Annotated in this window: 12 protein-coding genes; 1 reads left to right on the forward strand and 11 read right to left on the reverse strand. The window is 74.5% G+C overall.

Going from position 1 to position 21,860, the window contains the following annotated elements; genetic code table 11:
- Nucleotide 1 precedes the first annotated feature (1 nt).
- From ACPYO4_RS09865 to ACPYO4_RS09900, 8 genes are all read right to left on the reverse strand, one after another.
- Nucleotides 2–2,629, reverse strand: a complete 2,628-nt coding sequence (locus tag ACPYO4_RS09865; protein ID WP_425709057.1) for a transglutaminase-like domain-containing protein — start codon at nt 2,627–2,629, stop codon at nt 2–4.
- A complete protein-coding gene (locus ACPYO4_RS09870; protein WP_425709058.1) occupies nt 2,626–4,056 on the reverse strand; it encodes a DUF58 domain-containing protein in 1,431 nt (476 codons plus the stop codon). The genes ACPYO4_RS09865 and ACPYO4_RS09870 overlap by 4 nt, the downstream gene beginning before the upstream one ends.
- Nucleotides 4,053–5,060, reverse strand: coding sequence for an AAA family ATPase (locus ACPYO4_RS09875; RefSeq protein WP_425709059.1), 1,008 nt, complete (start codon nt 5,058–5,060; stop codon nt 4,053–4,055). Before ACPYO4_RS09875 ends, ACPYO4_RS09870 begins: the two co-directional genes overlap by 4 nt.
- An 87-nt stretch (nt 5,061–5,147) precedes the next feature.
- The gene (locus ACPYO4_RS09880) at nt 5,148–11,573 is read right to left on the reverse strand and encodes an Ig-like domain-containing protein (protein ID WP_425709060.1); all 6,426 of its coding nucleotides are present in this window, start codon (nt 11,571–11,573) and stop codon (nt 5,148–5,150) included.
- A 377-nt stretch (nt 11,574–11,950) separates the two neighbouring features.
- The gene (locus ACPYO4_RS09885; protein ID WP_425709061.1) at nt 11,951–12,661 is read right to left on the reverse strand and encodes a hypothetical protein; all 711 of its coding nucleotides are present in this window, start codon (nt 12,659–12,661) and stop codon (nt 11,951–11,953) included.
- Nucleotides 12,662–12,664: 3 nt separating this feature from the next.
- A complete protein-coding gene (locus ACPYO4_RS09890; protein ID WP_425709062.1) occupies nt 12,665–14,614 on the reverse strand; it encodes a protein kinase domain-containing protein in 1,950 nt (649 codons plus the stop codon).
- Nucleotides 14,611–16,782 carry a hypothetical protein gene (locus ACPYO4_RS09895; RefSeq protein WP_425709063.1) on the reverse strand — a complete coding sequence of 724 codons (2,172 nt, stop codon included), beginning with the start codon at nt 16,780–16,782 and terminating at the stop codon, nt 14,611–14,613. Before ACPYO4_RS09895 ends, ACPYO4_RS09890 begins: the two co-directional genes overlap by 4 nt.
- 1 nt (nt 16,783) lies before the next feature.
- On the reverse strand, nt 16,784–17,725 hold the full coding sequence (locus tag ACPYO4_RS09900; protein WP_425709064.1) for a PP2C family protein-serine/threonine phosphatase: 942 nt from the start codon (nt 17,723–17,725) through the stop codon (nt 16,784–16,786).
- A gap of 220 nt (nt 17,726–17,945) precedes the next feature.
- Here ACPYO4_RS09900 and ACPYO4_RS09905 point away from each other — a divergent pair, with 220 nt between their 5' ends.
- Nucleotides 17,946–18,740, forward strand: a complete 795-nt coding sequence (locus ACPYO4_RS09905; RefSeq protein WP_425709065.1) for a DeoR/GlpR family DNA-binding transcription regulator — start codon at nt 17,946–17,948, stop codon at nt 18,738–18,740.
- A gap of 93 nt (nt 18,741–18,833) precedes the next feature.
- Here the strand turns inward: ACPYO4_RS09905 and ACPYO4_RS09910 are convergent, their stop codons facing one another.
- The 3 genes from ACPYO4_RS09910 to ACPYO4_RS09920 all read right to left on the reverse strand — a co-directional run bounded on the left by ACPYO4_RS09910 (nt 18,834) and on the right by ACPYO4_RS09920 (nt 21,657).
- Nucleotides 18,834–19,871 carry a zinc-dependent dehydrogenase gene (locus ACPYO4_RS09910; RefSeq protein WP_425709066.1) on the reverse strand — a complete coding sequence of 346 codons (1,038 nt, stop codon included), beginning with the start codon at nt 19,869–19,871 and terminating at the stop codon, nt 18,834–18,836.
- Nucleotides 19,868–20,665: a class I fructose-bisphosphate aldolase gene (locus ACPYO4_RS09915; protein WP_425709067.1), complete on the reverse strand. Its 798-nt coding sequence runs from the start codon at nt 20,663–20,665 to the stop codon at nt 19,868–19,870. The genes ACPYO4_RS09910 and ACPYO4_RS09915 overlap by 4 nt, the downstream gene beginning before the upstream one ends.
- Nucleotides 20,666–20,829: 164 nt before the next feature.
- The gene (locus ACPYO4_RS09920) at nt 20,830–21,657 is read right to left on the reverse strand and encodes an aldo/keto reductase (RefSeq protein ID WP_425709068.1); all 828 of its coding nucleotides are present in this window, start codon (nt 21,655–21,657) and stop codon (nt 20,830–20,832) included.
- Between the last annotated feature and the right edge of the window lie 203 nt (nt 21,658–21,860).

Raw genomic sequence — 21,860 nt, forward strand, 5'->3', positions numbered from 1 at the left:
GTCAGGGCCTGGACCCCGGCTGCCGCCGGCCGCGACGCCGGCGCAGCGAGCGCGTGGACAGCCGCGAGCGCCACCAGCGCCGACGCCCCGCCGCCGCGCGCATGCGCTCGAGGGTCTCGTCGACCTCCGCCCACAGCTTCTCGACGTCGCGGTCGTCCGGCTCGCGGTACCCGAAGGCCTGTGCGTCCGTCCGCCTGGCCAGGCCGCGAAGGTCGACGGCGCTGAGGTCGATCGGGTTGGCAACCGCGGACCCGTCGCCGGCCGCGCTCCCGGGTTCTGCGTCGCCGTCCGGTGCGGTCTCGCCGCCGCCCGGGGCGGTCGACCCCGGGGGGCGCACCCGGTCGGGGTCCTCCCCGCCGCGACGTCGCGCGCTGCGACCGGGGTCCGAGACGGGCCGTCCCGTGCCCCAGGCCGCTCCCCCGGGACCGGTGGCGGTCCGACCGACGCTCGACGCCGCACCTGCGGAACCGGCTCCGACGCCGCCTGCTCCCGCCGCGGCAGCGCCCGGGCCGGTCGAGCCGGCGGGACCGGCTCCACCCGACCCCCCGAGCGAGCGCTCGACGGCTCCGGCCGCGACGGACCGGGTGGCGCCACCGGGCACGAGGGCACCGAGGTCGCGGGTGACGTCGACGATCTCGGACCACCCCCCGACCGCGCGGTGCGTGGTCGTGCCGCGGGTGCGACGGCGCCTGCGCCGCGTGGCCTTCCACGCGAGGATGACGACGACGGGCGCCAGCAGCAGGAGCAGCAGTCCGCCCCCGGCGGCGGCGACGATCACCCAGACGATCGACAGCCGGCTCTCCCGCTCGTCGGGCTCCTCGCGCACGTCGACGTCCTGGCGGGCGGCCGGCGGGGCGTCGGGCGGCTCGAGCACGGGCGGCGGCGGCTGGAGGACCTGCGGCTGGGGCTGCTCCTGCGGCTCGAGGTTCTGCTCCTGCCAGATGCGGTCCTCGTCCGGCGTGGGGAAGAAGGGCACCCAGCCGTACTGCTCGAACGGCACCTCGACCCAGGCCGTGACGTCCTCGCCGGCGACCTGGATCGCGCCCGTCCCGTTCGGCACCTCGAAGCCGATGACCACGCGCGCGGGGATCTGCATCGAGCGCAGCATGAGCGCCATGAGCGCGGCGTACTGCTCCTGGTCGCCGACCATCGCCGGCCCGGTGAGCATGGCGTCGAGCCGCGCGGCGCCGTGGCCCGCGAGCGACGGCGTGTCCCCCTCGAGCCCGTGGCTGAAGTAGCCCTGCCTAAGGCCGGACTCGACGGCCTGGATGCGGGCGAGTGTCGTCGTCGCGTCGGCGGCGAGGATCGAGGCCTCGGTGGCGATCGAGTCCGGCACCGTCACGGGCGGCAGGGCCCGGTCGTCGACGGGGGCGGCCGAGAGCGCGCCCAGGTCCGGCCGTTCGACGGGCGCCGCCAGGAGCGTGTACCGGTCCCCCGGGCGCAGCCCGGCCTCGACGAGCCCGACGCCGGCGACCGGGTTGACGTACAGCGACCGCGCGAGGTCCGTGGAGCGCTCGGAGGTGAAGGTGATGTCGGAGATCCGGCCCGCGACCGGCACCCACACGTCGCGGTACTCCCCGATCGTCACGTCGATCTCCTCCGCGCCGGGCAGTCCCTCCTCGACGGCGGCGCCGATGCGCTGGAACTCCCCGGTGCCCGCCTCGCCGCCCGGGGCCACCGTGAAGGCGGTGCCGTCGTAGGAGTCCATCGCGGCGAGCCGGACGAGCTCGCCGGGCTCGAGCCCGTCGACGGTGAGCACCGTGTCGGTGAGGTGGTCCTTGAGGTAGGCGCGGAACCCGGCGAGCGGGCTCGGGTAGTCGCGCAGATCCGGCGGCGGGGCCACGTGGTCCCGGACGACCGTGCGCCGGTCCTCGTCCTGCCAGAGCAGGCCCGTGACACCGCCCGCGACGAGCGCGACGACGAGGAGCACCGCCGTGGCGACCGGCCGCTCCGTGTGCAGCCGGTTCGACCGGCGCGACGCCCACACGAGCGCGACGACGGCGAAGGCGAGTCCGACCGGGACCGCGAGCCCGGTGTCCCGGGTGCCGAGCAGGACGCTGCCGGGCAGCACGGCCAGCGGCACGAGCGCGGCGAGCGTGGGCCGCCGGGTGCGTTGCGCGATCGTCATCGCGAGCGCCGAGCCGACCACGCCGACCACGAGCGGGACCGTGAGGACGGCCCCGGTCGCGCCGACGGGCGCGAGGATCGTCACCAGGTCCTTCCAGGAGGTGACGACGCCCTGGCCGACGGCCCCGATGCTCGCCGGGGTGGGCAGCCAGCCGACGAGTGCCTCCACCGGCGCGGCCACCCCGGTGAGGAGCACGAGGGCCAGCAGCACGGCGAGGAGCGTGACGAGCGCGCCCCAGCGCCGCCACGCGGACAGCAGGGCGATCCCGGACCCGGCGGCGACGGCCAGGAGCGCGAGCACGACGAACCGGCCGACCCCGTAGGCGGGCCAGAGCGGCGCGAGCGCGAGCAGCATGAGCAGCGGGACCGCGACGGCGTCCCATACGCGCATCCGGGCCCGACGCCGAAGTGCCGCACGGGTCGGTGCGTCGCCCCGGTAGGCGAGCGCCTCGCTGGCCTCCCGGGTCCGACGGCCCTCCTCGAGGGCGGAGGGGGCGTTCACAGCGCCGCCATGTGCAGCCCGCGGGTGAGCTCGTCGAGGTGGGGCACGGTGACGACCGTGACCGGCCCGACGGCGGCCACGCTCGGCTCGACGTAGGGGTCGGCGCGCACGGCGAGGGCCCGCATGCCGACGGGCAGCACGGAGCCGGCGGCCCGGATGTCCCGCAGCGGCACGGGCGAGCCGCACACCAGGACGGCGAGCGTGGCACGCGCGTGGGACAGGGCGATCTCGCGGGCCATGTCGACGACCTCGGTGCGGGTCGGCGTCATCGTCAGCCGGGTCAGGGCGTCGAGCAGCGCGCGCGGCGACACCGTCGGCAGCGGGCTGCCCGTGGTGAGGACGGTGAGCTCCTTGTCCTCGGTGATCGCCTGGAGCCCGAGCGAGCCGACGGTGGACACGACGGTCTCGAACTCGTCGGGCTCGTCGTAGTCGGCGGCCGAGGTGCTCAGGGCCACCACCACGTGGCTGCGCCTGGACTCCTCGAACTGGCGGACCATGAGCGTGCCGGTGCGGGCGGAGGTGCGCCAGTGGATGTAGCGCCGGTCGTCGCCCGGGGCGTACTCCCGCAGCGCGTGGAACGACAGGTCGGACTCGGTGAGCTCGGCGGTGGGGCGCCCCTCGAGGTCGTGCAGGAGTCCCGCCGACGCCGGCGCGAGGCGGACGGTGCGCGGGTGGACGTACATCTCGAGGACCTCGGTCCACGTGCGCGCGGAGCGCACGAGGCCCAGCGGGTCGCCGCGGACGGTGCGGGCCGGACCGATGTCGACCACTGAGCGCCGCTGCGTGGGCACGGCGAGGAGCTCCTCGACGGAGTCCCGCGCGGCGAGCCCGGGCAGCGGGATGGCGACCTGGCCGGGGCCGACGGGGATTTCCAGGCGCGCCGCCGAGGTGGAGCGCGCGCCGGTGTTGGTGACGATGACGCCGGCCAGCGCCCGGTCCCCCACCGTGACGCGGCGGTCCGAGAGCCGCAGGTCCACCGAGTAGCTCTGCCGTCCCACGGTGAAGGCGACCGCGACGGCGAACAGCGCCAGCAGCGCCACCCCGCCGGCCATCGCCTCGCCCCAGCCGAGCACGAGGGCGACGACGAGTCCGGCCAGGCCCAGGCCGAGCGCCGTCCAGCCGAGCGCGGAGACGCCGCCGAGGACGCGGGCGACCTCCCGGCGCGGGCCGATGGTGCGCTCGAGCGCCGTCGTCAGCCCGGGGATCGCGCCCACCCGGGCGCGGGCTGACGTGCGCCAGCGGCCCGTGGTGGAGCCGCCGGAGGTCATCGACCCGATCGAGTACGGCGAATGGGCCGAACCGGGCGAGGGACCGGTGGGCGGCAATCCGGTGTACGGGGAGGCCGCGGAGCCGGGACGTTCGGCGGGGTCGTGGACGACCGCGTGCCGCTCGACCGCCTCCGGGACGTCGGGGCGGGAGTCGTTCACGAGCGGTCGTGGTCCCCGGCGACCTGTCGGTGGGCGGGCGGCTCGACCTGCTCGAGGACCGTGCCGAGCGCGCCGGCCGCCGTCGCCCCGTCGAACTGGGCCTCGGCCTCCATCACCATGCGGTGACCGAGCACGGGCTCCGCGAGCTCGCGGACGTCGTCGGGCAGGACGTAGCCCCGGCCCTGGGAGGCGGCCCAGGTCTTGGCGCAGCGCACGAGCGCGAGCGCGCCGCGCACGGAGACGCCGACCTCGACGCCGGGGGCCGTCCGGGTCGCGGTGACGAGTCGGGAGATGTAGTCCGCGATCGCGGGGTCGACGTGGACCCGGCCGGACATCCGCACCATCTCGGTGACGACCTCGGCGGTGACGACGGCGCGCAGCTCGGCGGCCCGGTCGCGCACCGAGGCGCCCGTGAGGATGGCGACGGTCGAGTCGTGGTCCGGGTAGCCCACGGACGTCTTGATGAGGAAACGGTCGAGCTGGGCCTCGGGCAGGGCGTACGTGCCGGCCTGCTCGATGGGGTTCTGGGTGGCGAGCACGATGAACGGGTCGCCGACCTCGTGGGTGCGGCCCTCGGCGGTCACGCGGCCCTCCTCCATGACCTCCAGGAGTGCCGACTGGGTCTTCGGGGAGGCGCGGTTGATCTCGTCCGCGAGGACGACGTTGGCGAAGATCGGTCCCGGGTGGAACTCGAAGGTCTTCTTCTCCTGGTCGTAGATCGACACGCCCGTGACGTCGGACGGGAGGAGGTCGGGCGTGAACTGGATGCGCGAGCTCGTGGCCCGCAGCGTCTGGGCCAGCGAGCGGGCGAGCTGGGTCTTGCCCGTGCCCGGGTAGTCCTCGAGCAGGACGTGGCCGCCGGCCAGCAACGCGGTGACGACGAGCCGGACGACGCCGGTCTTGCCGACCACGGCCCGGCCGACGTTGTCGACGACGCGGTCGAACGTGCTCGCGTACCAGGCGGCCTGCTCCTCGGAGAGCTGCTCGAGGGTGACGGCGGTCATGGGGTCCTCTCGGTGGTGCGGGGAAGGGACGGACGGGGCGGCGGGCGGGTCAGCGGGTGGCGATGCGGGACGACCCGCGGCCGCCCGCTAGGGGACGACCCGGTGGGTATCTCGCGCCACCACGGCGCCGCTCGCGTTCTCGATCTCGAGCGTGAGGGTGACCGGGTTGCCCTGGTAGCGCTGGGAGTTCTCGCGCCCGCTGTCCCCGCTCGGGGTCCACTGCGACGGGTTCGGCCAGCCGTCCGTGGGCCTGATCGGGCCGTAGCTGCCGTCGTCGTCGTACCAGGTCACCGTGTACGGCGCCTCGTCGCCCCAGTGCTCGAACCCGTCGAACGTGAAGTCGAGGAACGCGCAGTCGTTGTTGTCCGGGAGGCACGGCGGCGTGCCCGGTTCGCCGCGGGCGTCCCGGTCGCGGACGATCGTCACGGTGCGGGTGGGCCGGTCCGGCTCGGCACCGGTGCGGGCGTTCGCGGTCGCCTCGCGCGTGGTGCGGGAGCCGTCGTCGCGCACGACCGTGATCGTCGCCCGGTAGTCGGTGCTCCAGTCGGCGGGGTTGATCGTGATGCTCGTGCGCTGGCGCGCGTCGATCCGGCTCTGCCCGGTGATCTCCACGTAGGCCTCGACGATCGGCCGGCCGTTGCCGTCGGGGACGCTCCAGCTGACGTCGACGGTGGCGGGCGTGCCGTACTGGGAGGGGGTGCTCGCGCTCGCCCGGATCGTCGGGTCAGCCATCGGCCCGAACGGGACCGCCGAGGACGAGGCGCCGGACGGGTCGCCGCAGTACGTGTTGCAGGCGCGCACGCGGAAGGTGTAGCTGCTGCCGTTGGTCAGGCCGGACACCGAGTCACCGGACAGGGTCTCCCAGCCACCGCCGTTCATCGAGTACTCGTAGCGCGAGATCTCGTCGCCGCGCGGGTCGGCGGCGCCGTAGTCGAGCGTGACCTGGCCGTCGCTGCCCGTCGCGGTGACGGTCGGGGTCCCCGGGGCCGTGGGCTGGATGAACGAGCGGACGGTGCCGGACCGGGGGCTCGCGGGCCCCTGGTCGACGTCGTTGGTCGCGGCGACCGCCACCGAGTAGTCGTGGCCCTCGGGCGCGTCCTGCGTGAAGGAGGTGTCCTGGGTCGTGAACCGGGAGAACTCCGCGCCGTCCTGGTAGATGACGACCTCGTAGCCGGTGATCGGCGAGCCGTTGGCGTCGGCCGCGCCGAACGAGCCCGTGATCTGGGCGGCGACGGGCGAGTCGACGCGCTGCACCTGCGGCGTCCCCGGCGCGCTCGGCGGGCCGGCCGGCACGACGGCCTGCGACCACGGCGACCATTCCGACGGCTCGTCGGCGCCGTTGTGCGCTCGGACCCGGAAGGTGTAGCTCGTCCCGTTGCTCAGCCCGCTCCACGTGTGGCTCGTCGAGGTGGCGGACACCTGGCCGCCGCCGGTCGACGGCGTCACCTGCACGTCGTACCGCTCCACCGGTGTGCCGCGCGAGACCGGGGTCTCCCAGGACAGCTGGACCTGGCCGTCGCCGCGCTCGGCGGACGGTGCCGCCGGCCGCTCGGGCCGCACGTCGGGGATCGCGGGGCCCGACGGCGCCGACGGCTCGGAGTCGCCGACGGCGTTGGTCGCGATGACCGTGAACGTGTACTCCTGGCCGTTGGTCAGCCCGGAGACGGTGCACGTCGTCGTCGCGCACTCCTGCCGCTGGCCCGCCGTGTCGACGGTGTACCCGGTGATCGGCGAGCCGTTCGCGACCGGGGCGGCCCAGGTGAGCACGACGGCCCCGTCCTGGGACTCCTGGACGCGCGGCGGCGCGGGCGTGCCCGGGACGCCGACGACGTTCATCGAGATGCGCGCCTCGGCCTGCCTGGTCGGCAGGCCCGTGGCGTCCTCGACCGTGACCCGCACGGTGAGCGGCCCGACGAAGTCCTCGCCCGGCGTCACCGAGACGTCGGTGAGCGAGTGCTCGACGCGCGCCACGCCCTGCTCGGCGGCGGCGGAGACCACGGTCAGCGGCTCGCCGTCCTCGGCGTACGGGTTGAACGCGCCCTGGAGGATGTCCACCACCTCGGTCTCGCCCTGCTCGACCTCGCCGAGGTCGACGTCGGGCACCGACGGCATGTCGCGGTTCGACGCGGTGACCTCGACGCGCACGACCCCGGGGACGGGATCGTTGACGGGGTCGGAGACGGTCATCGGCAGGTCGAGCGTCTGGCCGGGCACGACGTCGACGTCGGCCTCCACCGTGAGCGTGTGCCCCTCCACGGTCGCCGTCAGGCCGTCGGGCACGCCGTCCTCGACGACCTCCAGGCGCAGCGCGGAGAAGTCCTCCGGGTCGTCGATCGCCGAGCGCAGGTTGACCGACTCCGGGTCCTCGCCGGGGACGACCTCGATCTCGCCGCCGCGGAAGGTCGGCGGGATGTTGACGCCGTCGGGCACCACCGTGATCGGCAGCGTGAGCCGCGAGCTGAGGCCGTCCTGGGCGGTCTCGCCGTCGGTGACCTCGAACGTGATGGACGCGGGCCCGTAGTAGTCGGGCGCGGAGGTGAACTGCAGGGTCGTCGCGTCGACGACCGGGCTCGAGCCGTCCGAGCTCGTCGCCGTCACCTGGGTCTCGTCGGTCAGCCGGATGTCCCGGCCGGACGGGGCCACGACGTAGTGCTCGAGGTCGATCTCGATGCGCTCCCCGGAGTGCACCTCGATCGGGTCCACGTTCGTCCGCAGGACCGGACCGGTGTCCTCGGAGCCGGGCACGTCGATGAACGCGTAGCCCTCGAGGCCGTCCGGGTCCGTCACCCGGTAGGTGACGACCTGCCGGGTGGGCAGGACCGGGACCTGCACGTCGTTTCCCGCCACGCGCGCGCCCTCGGGCGGGTCGACGAGGGAGACGGTCAGCGCGTCGGCCGTGCCGTCGGGGTCCTCGTCGTTGGCGAGGACGGGGACGGTGACGATGTCGTGGCCGATGATGTCGGCCGGCGCGACGAGGTCGTCCCGCGCGAGCGGCGGCAGCAGCGGCGCGTCGGGCGTGACGTCGATCGTCGCCACCCCGGAGTCCAGCCCGCCGCGGCGGTCGGAGACCCGGTAGATCAGCGAGAACGTGGCCGGATCGGCCGGCGTGGACACGCGCACGCGCTGCTGCTCGGTGGCCTGCGGCGAGAGCTCGGGGACGTCGTCGAAGGGCCCGCCGTCGGGGTCGTCGGCGAGGTAGAGCGGGTCGCCGTCGGGGTCCGTGTCGTTGGACAGGACGTCGACGTCGACGGTGCGGCCGGGGCGCACCTGGACGGAGTCGTCCTGCGCCTGGGGGCGCGAGTTGCTCATGGGCGGCGGGACGACGGCGACGCGCACCTGCGCGGAGCCCACGGCGCCGAGCCGGTCGCGCACGGTGTAGGTGAAGGTGTCGGTGCCCGAGGACTGGCCGTAGGCCTCGTAGTCGAGGTAGCCGGAGCCGACCTCGACGATGCGGCCGAGCTGCGGGGCGGTGCCGGCGCCGAGGAGCTGGACCGAGTCGCCGTCCGGGTCGATGCCGTACATCGGCACCTGGATGCGCACGCGCTCGCCGCCGAAGGCCCTGGTCTCGACAGGCTCGGGCAGGGGCGCCGAGTTCGCGTCCGAGGCCGCCTGGACGCGGACCGTGATGAGCGCCGACGCCGAGTTCCCGTTCTCGTCGGTCACCGAGTACACGGCGTTGACGGTCTGGGGGGTCTCGGGTGCCCGGAAGCGGACCACCTGGTCGGAGGTGAAGAAGTGGCCGCGGGAGGACTCGGGCTCCTCGGACAGCTCGGCGTCGAGGGTGTACTCCAGGCCCTGCGGGTGCGAGTCGTTCTGCAGGACCGGGATCGTCACGTAGTCGCCGGCGCGCACGTCGACGACGTCGGGCTCGGCCACCGGCGGCTGCGGGGCCACGTCGGACATGATCGGCAGGACGACGACCTCGCCGGTGGCTGTGGCCGTGCCGTTGGAGACGGTGTAGGTCAGTCGCTGCGGTCCGGTGAGGGTCTGCGCGGCGGAGATCCGCAGCATCCGGTGCTCGAGCACGGCGACGACCAGCGGCGAGTCCTGCGGGACCTCGATCTGCTGGACCGCGAGCAGGCCGCCCGCGGGGTCCTCGTCGTTGGCGAGGACGTCGACCAGGACCGAGCCGCCGGCCGGCAGCAGCGCCGTGTCCCGCACGGCCACCGGGGGCGCCTCGGTGTCCGGGGCGACGACGTCGACGCGCACGAGGCCGGTGGTGTCCTGGCCTCCCGAGTCGGCCACCACGTACTCGAGGTAGTTCGTCCCCTCCGAGAGTCCCGTGAGGTGGACCTGCCCCGTGTCGTAGTCGGGGCGGACGTCGGCGACCTCGGCGGGGGTGACGGAGCCGAGCCGCAGCGGCTCCCCCTCGGGGTCGACGTCGTTGGCCAGCACCTCGACGACCGTCTCCTCGCCCACGCTGAGGGATACGTAGTCGTTGACCGCGCGGGGCGGGAGGTTCTCGGCGTCGTGCACCTCGACCGGGACGATCACCTCGGTGACGTCGGTGCCGTCCGAGACGGCGACGGTGACCTCCTTGACGCCGGAGCTCGTCCCGGTGTCGACGAACGTCAGCCGCCCGTCGGGCGTGAAGTGGACGACGTCGTCGGAGTCGGTCTCGGCGCGGGCGAGCAGCATCTCGTCGCCCTCGGGGTCGATCATCGACGCCAGGACGTCGATCTCGCCGGTGCCGCCGAGCGCGAGGTCCATGCGCGGGTCGCGGTCCTCGCGCACCTGCGGCGCGCTGTTCTCGGTGTCCGGGACGACCCGCAGGGTGATCGTGCCCTCGGCCTCGCCGTTCTCGCGGCCGTCGGTGATCGTGTACGGCACCGAGACCTGGCCGGTCGCCGTCTCGGGGACGGCGATCTGGAGCGCGCGGCCGCCCATGATCGAGGACAGCACCCCGGTCTCCTCGGGGACGTCGCCGAAGTCGGTGACGGTGAGCAGGTCGCCGTCGGGGTCGGTGTCGTTGGCCAGGACCTCGAGGACGGTGACCGACCCGGGTCGCACGCCGAGCGCGTCGTCGACCGCGCGCGGTGGCCGGTTCTCCTCCTCGCGGTCGAGCGGCTGGTCCTCGAGGCGGTCGTCGGTGGACTCCGTCTCCTCCTCGGACTCGCCCTCGGGCGGGGTGGTGTCGTCCCAGTTGTCGACCATCATCATGTCCTCCTGCGGGAGGTACACGGTGCCGGTGAGGGTGTCGTTGAGGACGACGAGGTCGTGGTTGGTGCGCAGGCGCAGCTCGTTGTCCGAGCCCTGCAGCGGGACCTGGGCGTCGACGGCCTCGGCGTCCCCGCACCGGACGAGGTAGGAGCCCTCGGCACCGGCCCACGCGCCGTGGACGCAGTCGCCCACGGCGATCGGCTCCGCGGGGACGCCGGCCATCTCCGAGCGGATGATCGTGGGCTCGTCGCCGTCGACCGGGAGGAGCACGAGGGCGTCGCGGGTGGCCAGGGCGACCTGTCCGGTGGCGGCGGACGGCTGCTGGAGGGCCACCTCGGTCAGGTCGAGGTCGTAGGAGGTGAGGTCGAGGGGCTCGCGGTCGGGGCGCAGGACGAGCAGCTGGGCGTGGTCCTCGGTGACGACGGCGCCCATGGGCTCCTCGCCGACGGCGGTCAGCGCCACGTGCTCGGCCTCGGCGAGCCGGTCGGGGCCCACGCCGAGGTCCACGGTGGGCAGTGCCTCGGTCGTCTCCTCCTCGCCCTCCTCGGCCTCGGGGGGCCCGGGCTCGTCGCTGGGTGCATCGCTGCCGGACTCGGCCGGGGCGGGGCCGCCGCCGGCGGGCTCGGTGCCCGCCGGGATCGTCACGACCGTGCCGTCGGTGACCGACATGCCGTGGACGGCGCCGTCGCGCCCGACGGCGAGCTGCCCGTCGGCACCGACGTGGGCGTTGGGGGCGGCCTCCGCGTCGCCGAGGAGGCCCACCTGGTCCACGGGGACCGAGCGCAGGGCGCCCGAGCCGGGCTCGAGCATGCCCACCGTGTCCCCGCCGAGGCCGAGCTCGGCGCCGCGCGGCAGGGTGACGGCGCCCGTCCCGGTGGACACGGTCGCGGGGTCGAGGGTCTGGAGGAGCGCGGCGCCGTGGTCGACGACGAGGACGGTGCTGCCCTCCTGGAGCACGTCGACGTCGGCGGAGGCGGCCGTCACCGAGCCGTCGAGCTCCTGGACCGGGTAGTTGACGCGTCCCACGAGCAGCTCGTCGGAGTTCGTCACCCACACGCCGCCGTCGTGCAGCTCGATGTCGGCGACGGGCTCGCCGTCGTAGGCGAGGGCGGCGGCGACGATGCCCGTGGAGGCGACCGCGAGGGCGGCACCGGCAGCGACGGAGCGCCGACGACGCCGCACCCGTTCGGTGCGCCGCGCGTCCGCGTCCGCGGCCTGCGAGGCGACGCCGCCGGTGGCACCCGCTGCGCGGGCGCCCGCTCGGCTGGTACCCGCTCGGGTGGTGCCGGCCGCCCGCCTGGCGGACCGGGTGGCGGGTCGGTGGGCGGGGCCGCCGTCGGTCTCGGCGGCCATCGTGGCCTCCGGCTCGGCCGCGGCCGACCCGCTCGCAGGGGCGGTGCGGTCTGCGGCCTCGGGACCTCGGGTGTCCCGGGCACGACGACGCCACCACGCCATGCCGGAGCCTCCCCGTGTCCGCCTCGTCGACCGGGCGCGAGGGCGCGCCGGACCGTCCTGGCGCAGACTATCGCCGGACCGCCGGCCGCGGCGCGGGGTGGACGACCTGCTCCGGTGAACCTGCCCACCTCGATCCGACCGCATGGGTCCGGACGGACAACACCGGGTGAACGCCCGGGATGGCCGGTGCCGTGGTCGCGAGAGCCGGCGTCACGACGGTCGACGTGGCAGGCGCCGATGTCAGGAGGGGCAGGGACGACGACCGGCCCCGGCCGTCACTCCGCGGCGGCGGCGTCCGCGTCCTGCGGTGCGTCGAGGAGCTCGAGCTCGTCGACCGTCACGAGCCGGGAGGCGACCGCGTGCTCGACGAGCCGGGCGCGACGGTTGACGGCCAGCTTGCCCTGTCCGCCGCGCAGCCCGCGCACTCCGTAGCGGGCGAGCTTGTCGCAGACGTTGTCGAGCTTGCGGTTGAACCGGGTCAGGGTCCAGCCGAGCCGGTTGGCGGCCTCGGCGGAGGTGGGGATCGACGTCGTCGTGCCCCGGCCCGACAGGACGGGCTCGGACAGGGCGAGGACGAGCAGCCGCTGCGAGGGCGTGAGGGAGACCGGACCGATGGTCGTCTCCCCCACCTCCATCTCGTCCTCGGGCCGGGTCGGGAAGTACGCGGGGTCGTCGTTGGCGACGAGCACCTCGTAGGTGGTCGGGCCCGCGGTGAACATCAGGGTCGTGCGCGCGTACACGAGCGGCAGCCGGGCACCCGGCGAGAGCCAGGCCTGCGTGTTGCCGTCGGGGTCGGCGACCGTCGCGGTCAGCCGCGTGCCGACGTTGGAGACCCACCACAGACCGCCCGACCGGGCGATCGTGAGGAACCGGCGGTGCAGGTAGGGGTTGTCGTCGAGCTCGAGCGGCCCCTCCCGCCCGACGACGAACGGCTCCTCGTCGTCGACCGGGAACCAGTCGCCGCAGAACTCCACCTGGATACCCATGGGTCATGCCTCCTCGTCGACGCACGTCGTCGCCGGCTCGTTCGACGTCCGGCCGTTCGTGAGCCGGATCTTCACCTCGATGCAGACCTCGCCCGGCTCCTCCACCGATGCTACGGGCTCCTCGGCCGAGGCGAGCGGGAACGATCCGTCCGTACGTTGCCACACGTAGGTCACGTCCTGCCCGTCCAGCTCGTCCGGGGCCGCCCACGTGAACTCGACCGTGGAGCCCGCACGGGTGCCGACCAGGTCGACCGGGGTAGGCACGAGGTCGGGGACGTCGATCGTCGTGGGGCCCGAGGCGTCCGCCGTGACCTCGCCGTCGCCGCTGCTCGTGTCGTCCCCGGTGAGCGTGCCGAACGCCCAGATCAGGGCGACGACGACGGCCATCACGCACGCGACCGCAGTGATGACGACGCCGGAACCGGCCCGTCGGGAGCCCGCCGGACCCGGCTGCGTGCCCTGACCGTGGCCGGGCGGGTGCATCGGCCCGCCGACCCCCGCGCTCGCCGGGCTCCCGGCGCCGGGGCTCATCGGCGCGCCGACGCCCGCGCTCGCGGGGCTCCCGGCACCGGGGAAGGCGCCGCCCGGGTGGCCGCCCTGGTCCGCGCCCTGCATGCCGGCCTGGAGACCGGTCCGGTGGCCCGCCCAGGCGGCGGCGCCTGCGTTGTCCGCCGACGCCGCCGCCGGGGGCCGGGCATCGGTCGACCGCGCGGGCGGCGCCTGCGGCGGCACGGCCCGGATGGAGTTCACCCGGGTGGGTTCCGCGGGCGGACGCGCCGCACCCTGCTGGGGGGTGCCGGCTTCCGGGCGCCCCTCGGATCCTCCGGAAACGGTCCCGCCGGCACCGGTCCCGGGCCCTGGTGGCGCAGAGGCACCTCGATCGCCCGAGGTGCTCTCGGGCGCCGAGGCTGCGCCCGCGGCGCGGCGCGAGCCGGTCGAGGGACGCGAGGACCCGGAGGACGTGCCTGCCGACGAGTCGGCGGAGGCCCCGGAGGCGTCGTCGGCGCGACGCGAGCCCTCCCGGTTCTCCAGCGCCGCCCGCGGTGCCTTGCGGCGGTCCTGCGGGTCGGGTGCCAGCCACGAGGTGTCCGGCATCTCGATCTCGGTCATCGGCAGGCGCATCTCCTGCTCGACGATCTGCAGCGCTCGACCGAGGTCGGCGGCGCTGCGGTAGCGCTGCGCGGGCTGCTTGGCCATCGCCTTGTCGAGGACGCGCTGCAGCGAGTCGGGCAGGTCCTCTCGCTCGATGCGCGGCACCGGGTCGCGCCGGATCCGGGTCGTGTAGTCCAGGCGCGTGTTCGGTCCCCCCGGGCGGGTGAACGGCGAACGGCCGACGAGCAGGGTGAAGATCGTGGCGCCGAGCGAGTAGACGTCTCCCTCGACCCCGGTGACCTGTCCGTCGATCGCCTCCGGGGGCGCCCAGGGGATCGACAGGCCCGCGGTCTCGGTGAGGGTGTTCGAGAGCAGGCCGGCGATGCCGAAGTCCGTCAGCGCCGGTCGGCCGTACTCGGTGGTCAGCACGTTGGCCGGCTTGATGTCGCGGTGGACGATGCCGGCGCGGTGCGCGGTCTCCAGCGCGCCCGACAGGCGCACGCCGATGCCGACCGACTCGGCGACCCCGAGCGGGCGGCGGCGGGTGCGCTCGGCGAGGTTGGGCAGCGGGCAGTACTGCATGACGAGGAACGGGCGCCCGTCCGGCGAGGTGCCCGCGTGGTAGATCGACACGATCGAGGAGTGCGAGGACAGCTGGGCCATGAGGTTGGCCTCGGCCGTGAACTGCTCCCGCGACTGCCCCTCGGCGGCCTCCTCGGTCATCACCTTGACGGCGACGTTGCGCCGGGGCAGGTGCTGGCTGTACAGGAAGACGTCGGCGAAGCCGCCCGAGCCGAGGAGACGGACGTGCTCGTACCCGTGCAGCTCGGGAGGCTCTCCCGCCGGACGCTTCTGGCTCACTGCTCGGGCACCTGCCCGGCAACGTCGACGTGGAACCCTGCATCCGTGCCCAGCTCGACGTACGCGCCCGGAGGCACGGGGACGCCCGTGCGCGGGTGCAGGCGGAATGCCGGCTGGTCGGGCAGGACGATGACCGTGCCGTTCGTGGAGTCCATGTCCGTGACCACGACCGTGTCGCCGGCCGGCCGGACCTCCACGTGCGTGGCCGAGACGTCGCGCTCGGGGCTGCGCACCTGGACGATCCGCGGGGCGTCGTCGCCGCTGAACCGCGCGGCGTCGGGCGCGCGACCGAGCAGGACCGGGCGGTCGACGAGGACACTGGTCCCGTCCGGCAGGACGAGGATCAGGCCCTCGGCGTAGTCGCCGACGGCGACCATGCTCGTCGCACCGTCGTGGTCCGGGCCGGCGACGCCGTCACCGGCGCCCTGGTCGTCGCCCTGGTGCTCGCCGTAGCCGTGCTGGTCGTAGCCCTGCTGGTCGTAGCCCTGCTGGTCGTAACCCTGCTGGTCGTAGCCGTCCTGGTCGGCGTGGGCGCCGCCCTGGTCCTGATGGTCGAGCTCGTACCCGCCGGCGGCCGGGGCCTGCTCAGCGGCGCCCTCGAGCGCAGCTCCGGATCCGGCGTCGACGGCGTGCGCGTCGACGGGCTGCTCCTCGACCGCGGGGACGTCGCGGCCGAGGCCCTCGTCCGCGGCGTCGTCGTAGATCTGGGTGTGCTCGGCGTCAGGGGCGTCCGTCGGTCCGAGGTCGTCACCCGCGCCCTCGGCTCCCGGCTCTGCTCCCGCCCCGGTCGCCGACGCTTCGTCGGACCAGGTGGGGACGTTGTCGATGAGGCCGTCGGCGTCGCCGTCAGTACTCGTGTCCTCCGGCCCCTCTCCCACGTAGCCGTCGACGGCGGTCGGCTCCGCCGTCAGCGCCACGTCGTCCTCCGCGGCGAGAGCCTCGGCCAGCTCGGCGTCGTCCGGGCGTCCGGGCTCGTCGGTGTGCGCGTCGACGTCCTCGCTCTGCTCGAGGGCCGCGCCCTCGTGGAACGGGTCGGCGAAGCCCTCACCCTCGACCTCAGCGGCCTCGGGGGCGTCGGGCGCACCGGCTCCCGGGGCGCCCTGCTCGTCGGCCTGGAAGGCGTCCTGGCCGCCGGACGTGGCGGCCCCTTCCTCGACGGCGTCCGGCTCCGTCTCCGTCGACGCCTCCACCGGCGCCTCGGGAGCCCCGGCCTCGGGGCTTCCCTCCGCGACGGGCTCACCCTCGGGGCCACCGTCCGCGGCACCCGCGTCCGCGACGGGCTCGCCCTCGGGGCTACCACCTTCGGCGGGCACGTCGTCCGGGACGTCGACGTCGGTCGGCACCGACTCGATCGGCTCGCCCGCGATCGCATCCGCGTCCACGAGCCCGGCGCCCTCGGCCGCCGCCTCTGCCTCCGCGTCCGACCGCGCCTCGTCCTGCGCCTCGACGGCGGTGACGCCCTGCGCTTCTGCGTCGACGTCGGCACCGGCGTCGTCATCGTCGCCGGAGGCGAGATCGGCGGCGACGGCCGCCCCGGCACCGGCGAGCCCCGCTCCGGCGAGGCCGGCGGCCGTAGCACCCGCGGCACCGCCGGCGTCAGCGACGTCCGACTGCGCGGGCTCGGCGGGCGCGCCGCCGGTGGTGTCGTCATCGGCGGTGCCGGCAGCGACCGCCGCGGCACCGGACCCACCGGACCCGGCCTCGTTCCCGTGCTCGTCCTCGGCGACGGTCAGACCGGCGTTGGTCTCCCCCGCCGGCGCGTGCGACGCGACGCGGGCGGCGAGGACGATGCCGGTCGTGACGGGCAGGGTCTCGTCGTCGTCGGAGGCCTCCGGCGCCGTGATCTCGAAGTCGGTGGCGCCGTGGACGACCTCCTCGTACCAGGTCGAGTAGCCGCGGCCGGTGACGGTGCGGGCGCCCGCGCGCACGGCCAGGTCGCCGCGCACGAGGACGAACAGCCCGTCGTCGCGGGCCTCGACGAGCGCGAAGGGCGGCAGAGCCGTGATGCCGCGGGCCGCGAGGACCTCGATCCATCGGCTCAGCCGGGATCCGTCCCGGTCGTTCTCCCACAGCCGCCGCGCGTCGTCGACGCCGAGGGACGGGTCCAGGAGCGCCACCGCGCTCTCCCCGACGACGGCGATCCAGCGTCCTGAGGTGTACTCGTGCATGTCAGCTCTCCGCGGTAGTGGGTGCCGGCGTCGGGGCCGGGAATGGTGTCTGTTCCGTGGGCGGCGCGTCGGGGCTCGGCGCCGTGAGGGCGTGGCTGCGCTCGCTGCGGGCGATCTCGTCGGCCTGCGTCGGCGGCACCACCTCCGCGCGCCCGTACCCGCTGCCGGTGGCGGTCGTCCCGACCGCGTCCTCGTTGTCGACGTCGACGACCACGGCGGTGATGTTGTCCCGCGCGCCGCCGTCGGCGACCGCCCGCTCGATGAGCTCCTCGGCGGCGGCGGTGGGGTGCATACGGGTCCGCAGGACGTCGGCGATCTCCTCCTCGCCGAGCTCGCCGAACAGGCCGTCGGTGCACACGAGGAGGCGGTCGTCGGCGCCCACGTGCAGCATCCAGTAGTCGACCTCGACGTCGAGACCGGTGCCCACGGCGCGGGTGATGACGTTGCGGCGCGGGTGCGTGCGCGCGGCGTCCGGGTCGAGCTCGCCCGCATCGACGAGCTCCTGGACGAGGCTGTGGTCGACCGAGACCTGCTCGAGGCGGTCGCGGGAGAAGCGGTAGACGCGCGAGTCGCCCACATTGAGCACGAGCCAGTACGGCTCGCCCCCGGAGTGGGTGAGCACGACCCCGGCCACGGTGGTGCCCGCCATCACGTCCTGCAGGTCCGGGCCGAGGCCGCCCTGCCGGGCCTCCTCCTCCATCGTCTGCCGGATCTGCTCGGCGCCGGCGCGGACCGCGGCCGTCACGTCGTCCGGCGTGATGGATCCTTCGTGGTCCGCGAGCGCCCCGAAGGCGGCGACGACGGTGCGCGACGCCATCTCGCCCCGGGCGTGCCCGCCCATGCCGTCGGCGACGACGAACACCGGATGACGCGCGAACGCAGCGTCCTCGTTCATCTTGCGCCGGCCGCCCGCGTCGGAGGCGGAACCCCATTGCACCTGCATGCTCACCTCTCTCGGGCCTCGTGCGGAGTCCAACCTACCGGCCCGAGCCCGCCCCGCCCGCGCGGGGGCGGGGCGGGGTCCCCATGCCTGCGCGGTACGCCGGGCACCGGGACAAAGCACGACGTCGACTCTCCACCGCTACCACGAGAGCCTCGACGTCTTCCACACTCATCAGTGTTGATTTCACAGTGCGGTGTGATCGCCATGACAGTATCGGGGCATGAACGCCGCACCCGTCCCGATGAAGGACCGCCGGCAGCGCCTGGCGACGATGGCGGAGCTGGTGCTCGAGGCGGGCACGCTCTCCGTGGACGATATGGCCCAGCAGTTCGGCGTCTCGACGATGACCGTCTACCGCGACCTCGCCGAGCTCGAGCGCAGCGGCATCGTCACGCGCACGCGCGGCACCGTCACCGCGCGCGCCACGTCGATGTCGGAGGCCTCGGCCGCGTTCCGCAGCACCCTCAACCAGGCGACGAAGCGGCAGCTCGCCGCCCGCGCCGTGGAGGAGGTGCACGCCGGGTCCACGATCATGATCGACGACTCGACGACGCTGCTCGGCATGGTGCCGCTGCTCGACGACCGCGGGCCGGTGACGATCGTGACGCACTCCCAGGCCGTGGCCCGCGAGGCCGCGGCGCTGCGGTCCGTCCGCCTGTTCGTCACCGGGGGCCGCTACCGGCCCGAGCTCGACTCGCTCTACGGCTCGACCACGCTGACCACCCTGCGCTCGGTGCGCGCCGACGTGTGCTTCATGTCGACCACGGCGCTCGTCGGCGGCGAGCTGTTCCACCCGCTCGAGGAGAACGCCGACGTCAAGCAGGCGATGCTCGCCTCCTCGACCCGCGCCATCCTCGTGGCGGACGGCTCGAAGTTCCGGCACGCCGCCACCCACCGGGTCGCCTCGGTCGCCGAGTTCGACCTCGTGGTCGTGGACACCGACGCGCCCGCCGACGAGCTGGCGATCATGGCCGAGGCCGGCGTCGAGATCGCCCAGGTCGGCGGCGACGGCTGAGCGCGCAGGCCGGTCTCCGCCCGCCTGCACCGGACCACTGGCGGCACCCGGGGCGTCGGGCCGGGCGTGGACGGCCCAGGCGCGGACAGCGCCTCAGGGGTGGACGGCGACCTTGATGCCCTCTCCCCCGGCGGAGAACTCGATCGCCTCGACGGCGTCCTCGAGGGCGAACTCGTGCGTGACGAGGGAGGCGACGTCGATCGCACCGGAGGCGATGAGCGCGAGCGCGCGCTGGTGGTCGACCCGGCGCGAGTTCGACGCGCCCGTGACCACGAGCTCGTTGTAGTGCACGAGGTTCGGGTCGACCTCGGCGGAGACCCCCTTGGGGAAGCCGGCGAAGGCGTTGACCCGACCGCGCTTGCGCACGACCGTCAGCGCCTGCGCGAACAGGGCGGGGATCCCGATGGCGACGACGGCGACGTCCGCGCCGAGGCCGTCCGTGAGTGAGTGGACGTGCTCGCGCAGGTCGGTGACCGTCGGGTCGACGACGTCGGTCGCGCCGAGCGCGGACGCCACCTCGCGGCGGCCCGCCGACGGGTCGGACACGACCACCCGGCCGGCCCCGGCGAGCCGGGCGACCTGCGCGTGGAGCAGGCCGATCGGCCCGGCGCCGAGCACCACCACGGTCTCCCCCGGCGCGACCCCGTAAGACTCGGCCCCGCCGAGCACGCAGCCCAGCGGCTCGGCGAGCGCGATCGAGGAGTACGGGACGTCCGCCGGCGCGACGAACACGCCACCGCGGGAGATCGCCTCGGCCGGGACGGCGACGTACTCGGCCAGACCGCCGTCGAGCGCGTACCCGAAGATCTTCGAGTCGCTGCACAGGTTCTCCCGGCCGAGCCGGCAGTAGGCGCAGCGCCCGCACGGCACGGTCGGATTGATCCCGATGCGGTCGCCCACGGCGAACCCGTCCACGCCGGCGCCGAGCTCGACGACCTCGCCGGCGATCTCGTGACCGAGGACGACACCGACGTCGATGCCCGCCGACTTCTCGCCGCGGATGATCCGCACGTCGGTACCGCACACGGTGTTGGCGCCGGTGCGCAGGAGCAGTCCGCCCTCCGGCGCGGTCGGGGTCGAGACCTCCCGCAGCTCGACGATGCCGGGACCGCCGAAGACCGCCGCCCTCATCGGGCGTCGCCGGCCTGGTGCGTGATCCGGCCGAGGGTGGACAGGCGCTCCTCGAGGTCGCCGGCCTGCCACACGTTGCGGCCGAAGATCAGGCCGCGCGCGCCGGACTCGATGGCGCCGGCCGCGGCGGCCGCGACGTCGGCGTCGTCACCGGGAGCCCCACCCAGGGTGAGGACGGGGACGTTGCCGACCTCCTCGATGATGGTGCGCTGGGCCTCGACGTCGCCGACGTACTCGGTCTTGATAGCGTCGGCGCCCAGCTCGGCGGCGATGCGGCAGACCTGGCGCAGCCCCTCGGGGTCCTTTTGGTCCTCGTTGCGCAGCCCCCACAGGGTGCCCTCGACGATGACGGGCAGGCCGACGGCGTGGGCGCGGTCGATCGTCTCCGCGACGTTCGCGATGTTGTCGTAGAACATGCCGTCGGACTTCGGACGGGCGATGAGGTACATGCACAGGGCGTCGGCGCCGAGCGCGATCGCGTCGGCGGGGTCGACGAGCGGCCGGTAGCCCTCGCCCTGCTCCTCCTTCATCGCGGGGTCGAGCGTGGTCCAGTCGGCGCGCAGGATCGCGGCCGGTGCGCCGCGGTGGGCGAAGACGTGGGAGGCCTGCGCGAGCATGCCCTTGTTGAGCAGGATGCCGTCCGCGCCGCCGGCGGCCACGCGCTCGAGGAGCGCGACCGGGTTGCCGAGGCCGCCCGGGATGCGCAGCGACTGGCCGTGGTCGAAGGCCACCGTGAACGAGCGGCGGGTGTCCTTGTCGAACATGCGGCCGAGACGGATGTCGATTCCACTCATGGTGGGAGCTCCTTGGTTCGAGGTGGTGGTGCGGTTCGTGCGGTTCGTGCGGTTCATACGGTTCATGGGTGGTGCGCCGTGCGGGCGCGTGGCGGGGCGGTCGGGACGTCGGCGGTGCGGTGCGCCGTCGTCGGCCGTGCGCCGTCGCGGGACGAGGTCCTGCCTCAGTACTCCTCGTTGACGGCGGGGTCCTTGCCGAGTGCTACGCGGGGCATGGCGTCGATGCGCGCGATCTGCTGCTCGGTCAGCTCGATGCCGGGGGCGGCGAGGTTGGCGCGCTGCCGGCCGGCGTCGGCGGACTTGGCCAGGGCGGCGACGCCCTTGCCGACGGTCCAGGCGAGCGAGACCTCGATCGGGCTGACGCCGTGGTCGCGCCCGATCTCCTCCAGCGTGCCGTCGTCCATCATCCCCTTGCCGCGTCCGGCGACCCCCCAGCCCTGGGTGACGATGCCGTGCTCGGCGTCGAAGGCCCTGATCTCGTCCTGCGGCCAGCCCGGGTGGAGCTCGACCTGGTTGACCTCGGGGTACTCGCCGAACCGGTCGTGGACCGCGGCGAGGTGCTCGGGCAGGAAGTTCGACACGGCGATCGCGCGGATGAGGCCCTCGGCGCGCAGCTCCATGAGGATCTCGTAGGACTCGAGGTACTTCCCGAGCATCGGCAGCGGCCAGTGGATGTAGTACAGGTCGAGGCGGTCGGTCGCGAGGCTCTCCAGCGAGGCCATGAACGAGCGCCGCGTCTGGACGGCGCCCTGGTCGCCGCCGCGCAGCTTGGACACGAGCAGCAGCTCGTCGCGCGGGACGCCGGACTCGCGCACGCCCGCACCGACGGCCCGCTCGTTGTGGTAGCGCTGCGCCGTGTCGATGAGCCGGTAGCCCGCGCGAATCGCGCCGGCGACGGCGGTGCGGCCGACGTCACCGTCCATCTGCCAGGTCCCCAGCCCCACGGGCGGGATCTCGATGCCGGACCGTGTGACGAATCGACTCGTCGGCACGTGCCTCACCTCTTCGTCTCGAGCGACCGTGCGCTCCGGGCCTCCCGCCGCGCGGGACGATCCGGTGCTGACACCTGAACGTCTCAGACACTAACATGGTGTTGTGTTGATTTAACACCCCATAATGTTGCGTCGTCGGCGGTGCTGCGCCGCCACGACGCCTCGCACGGCGTACGCTCGGGGCCCGCGGTCGGGTTCGCGAC

The organism is Georgenia sp. Z1491 (assembly GCF_049856175.1).
GTDB lineage: Bacteria > Actinomycetota > Actinomycetes > Actinomycetales > Actinomycetaceae > JB111.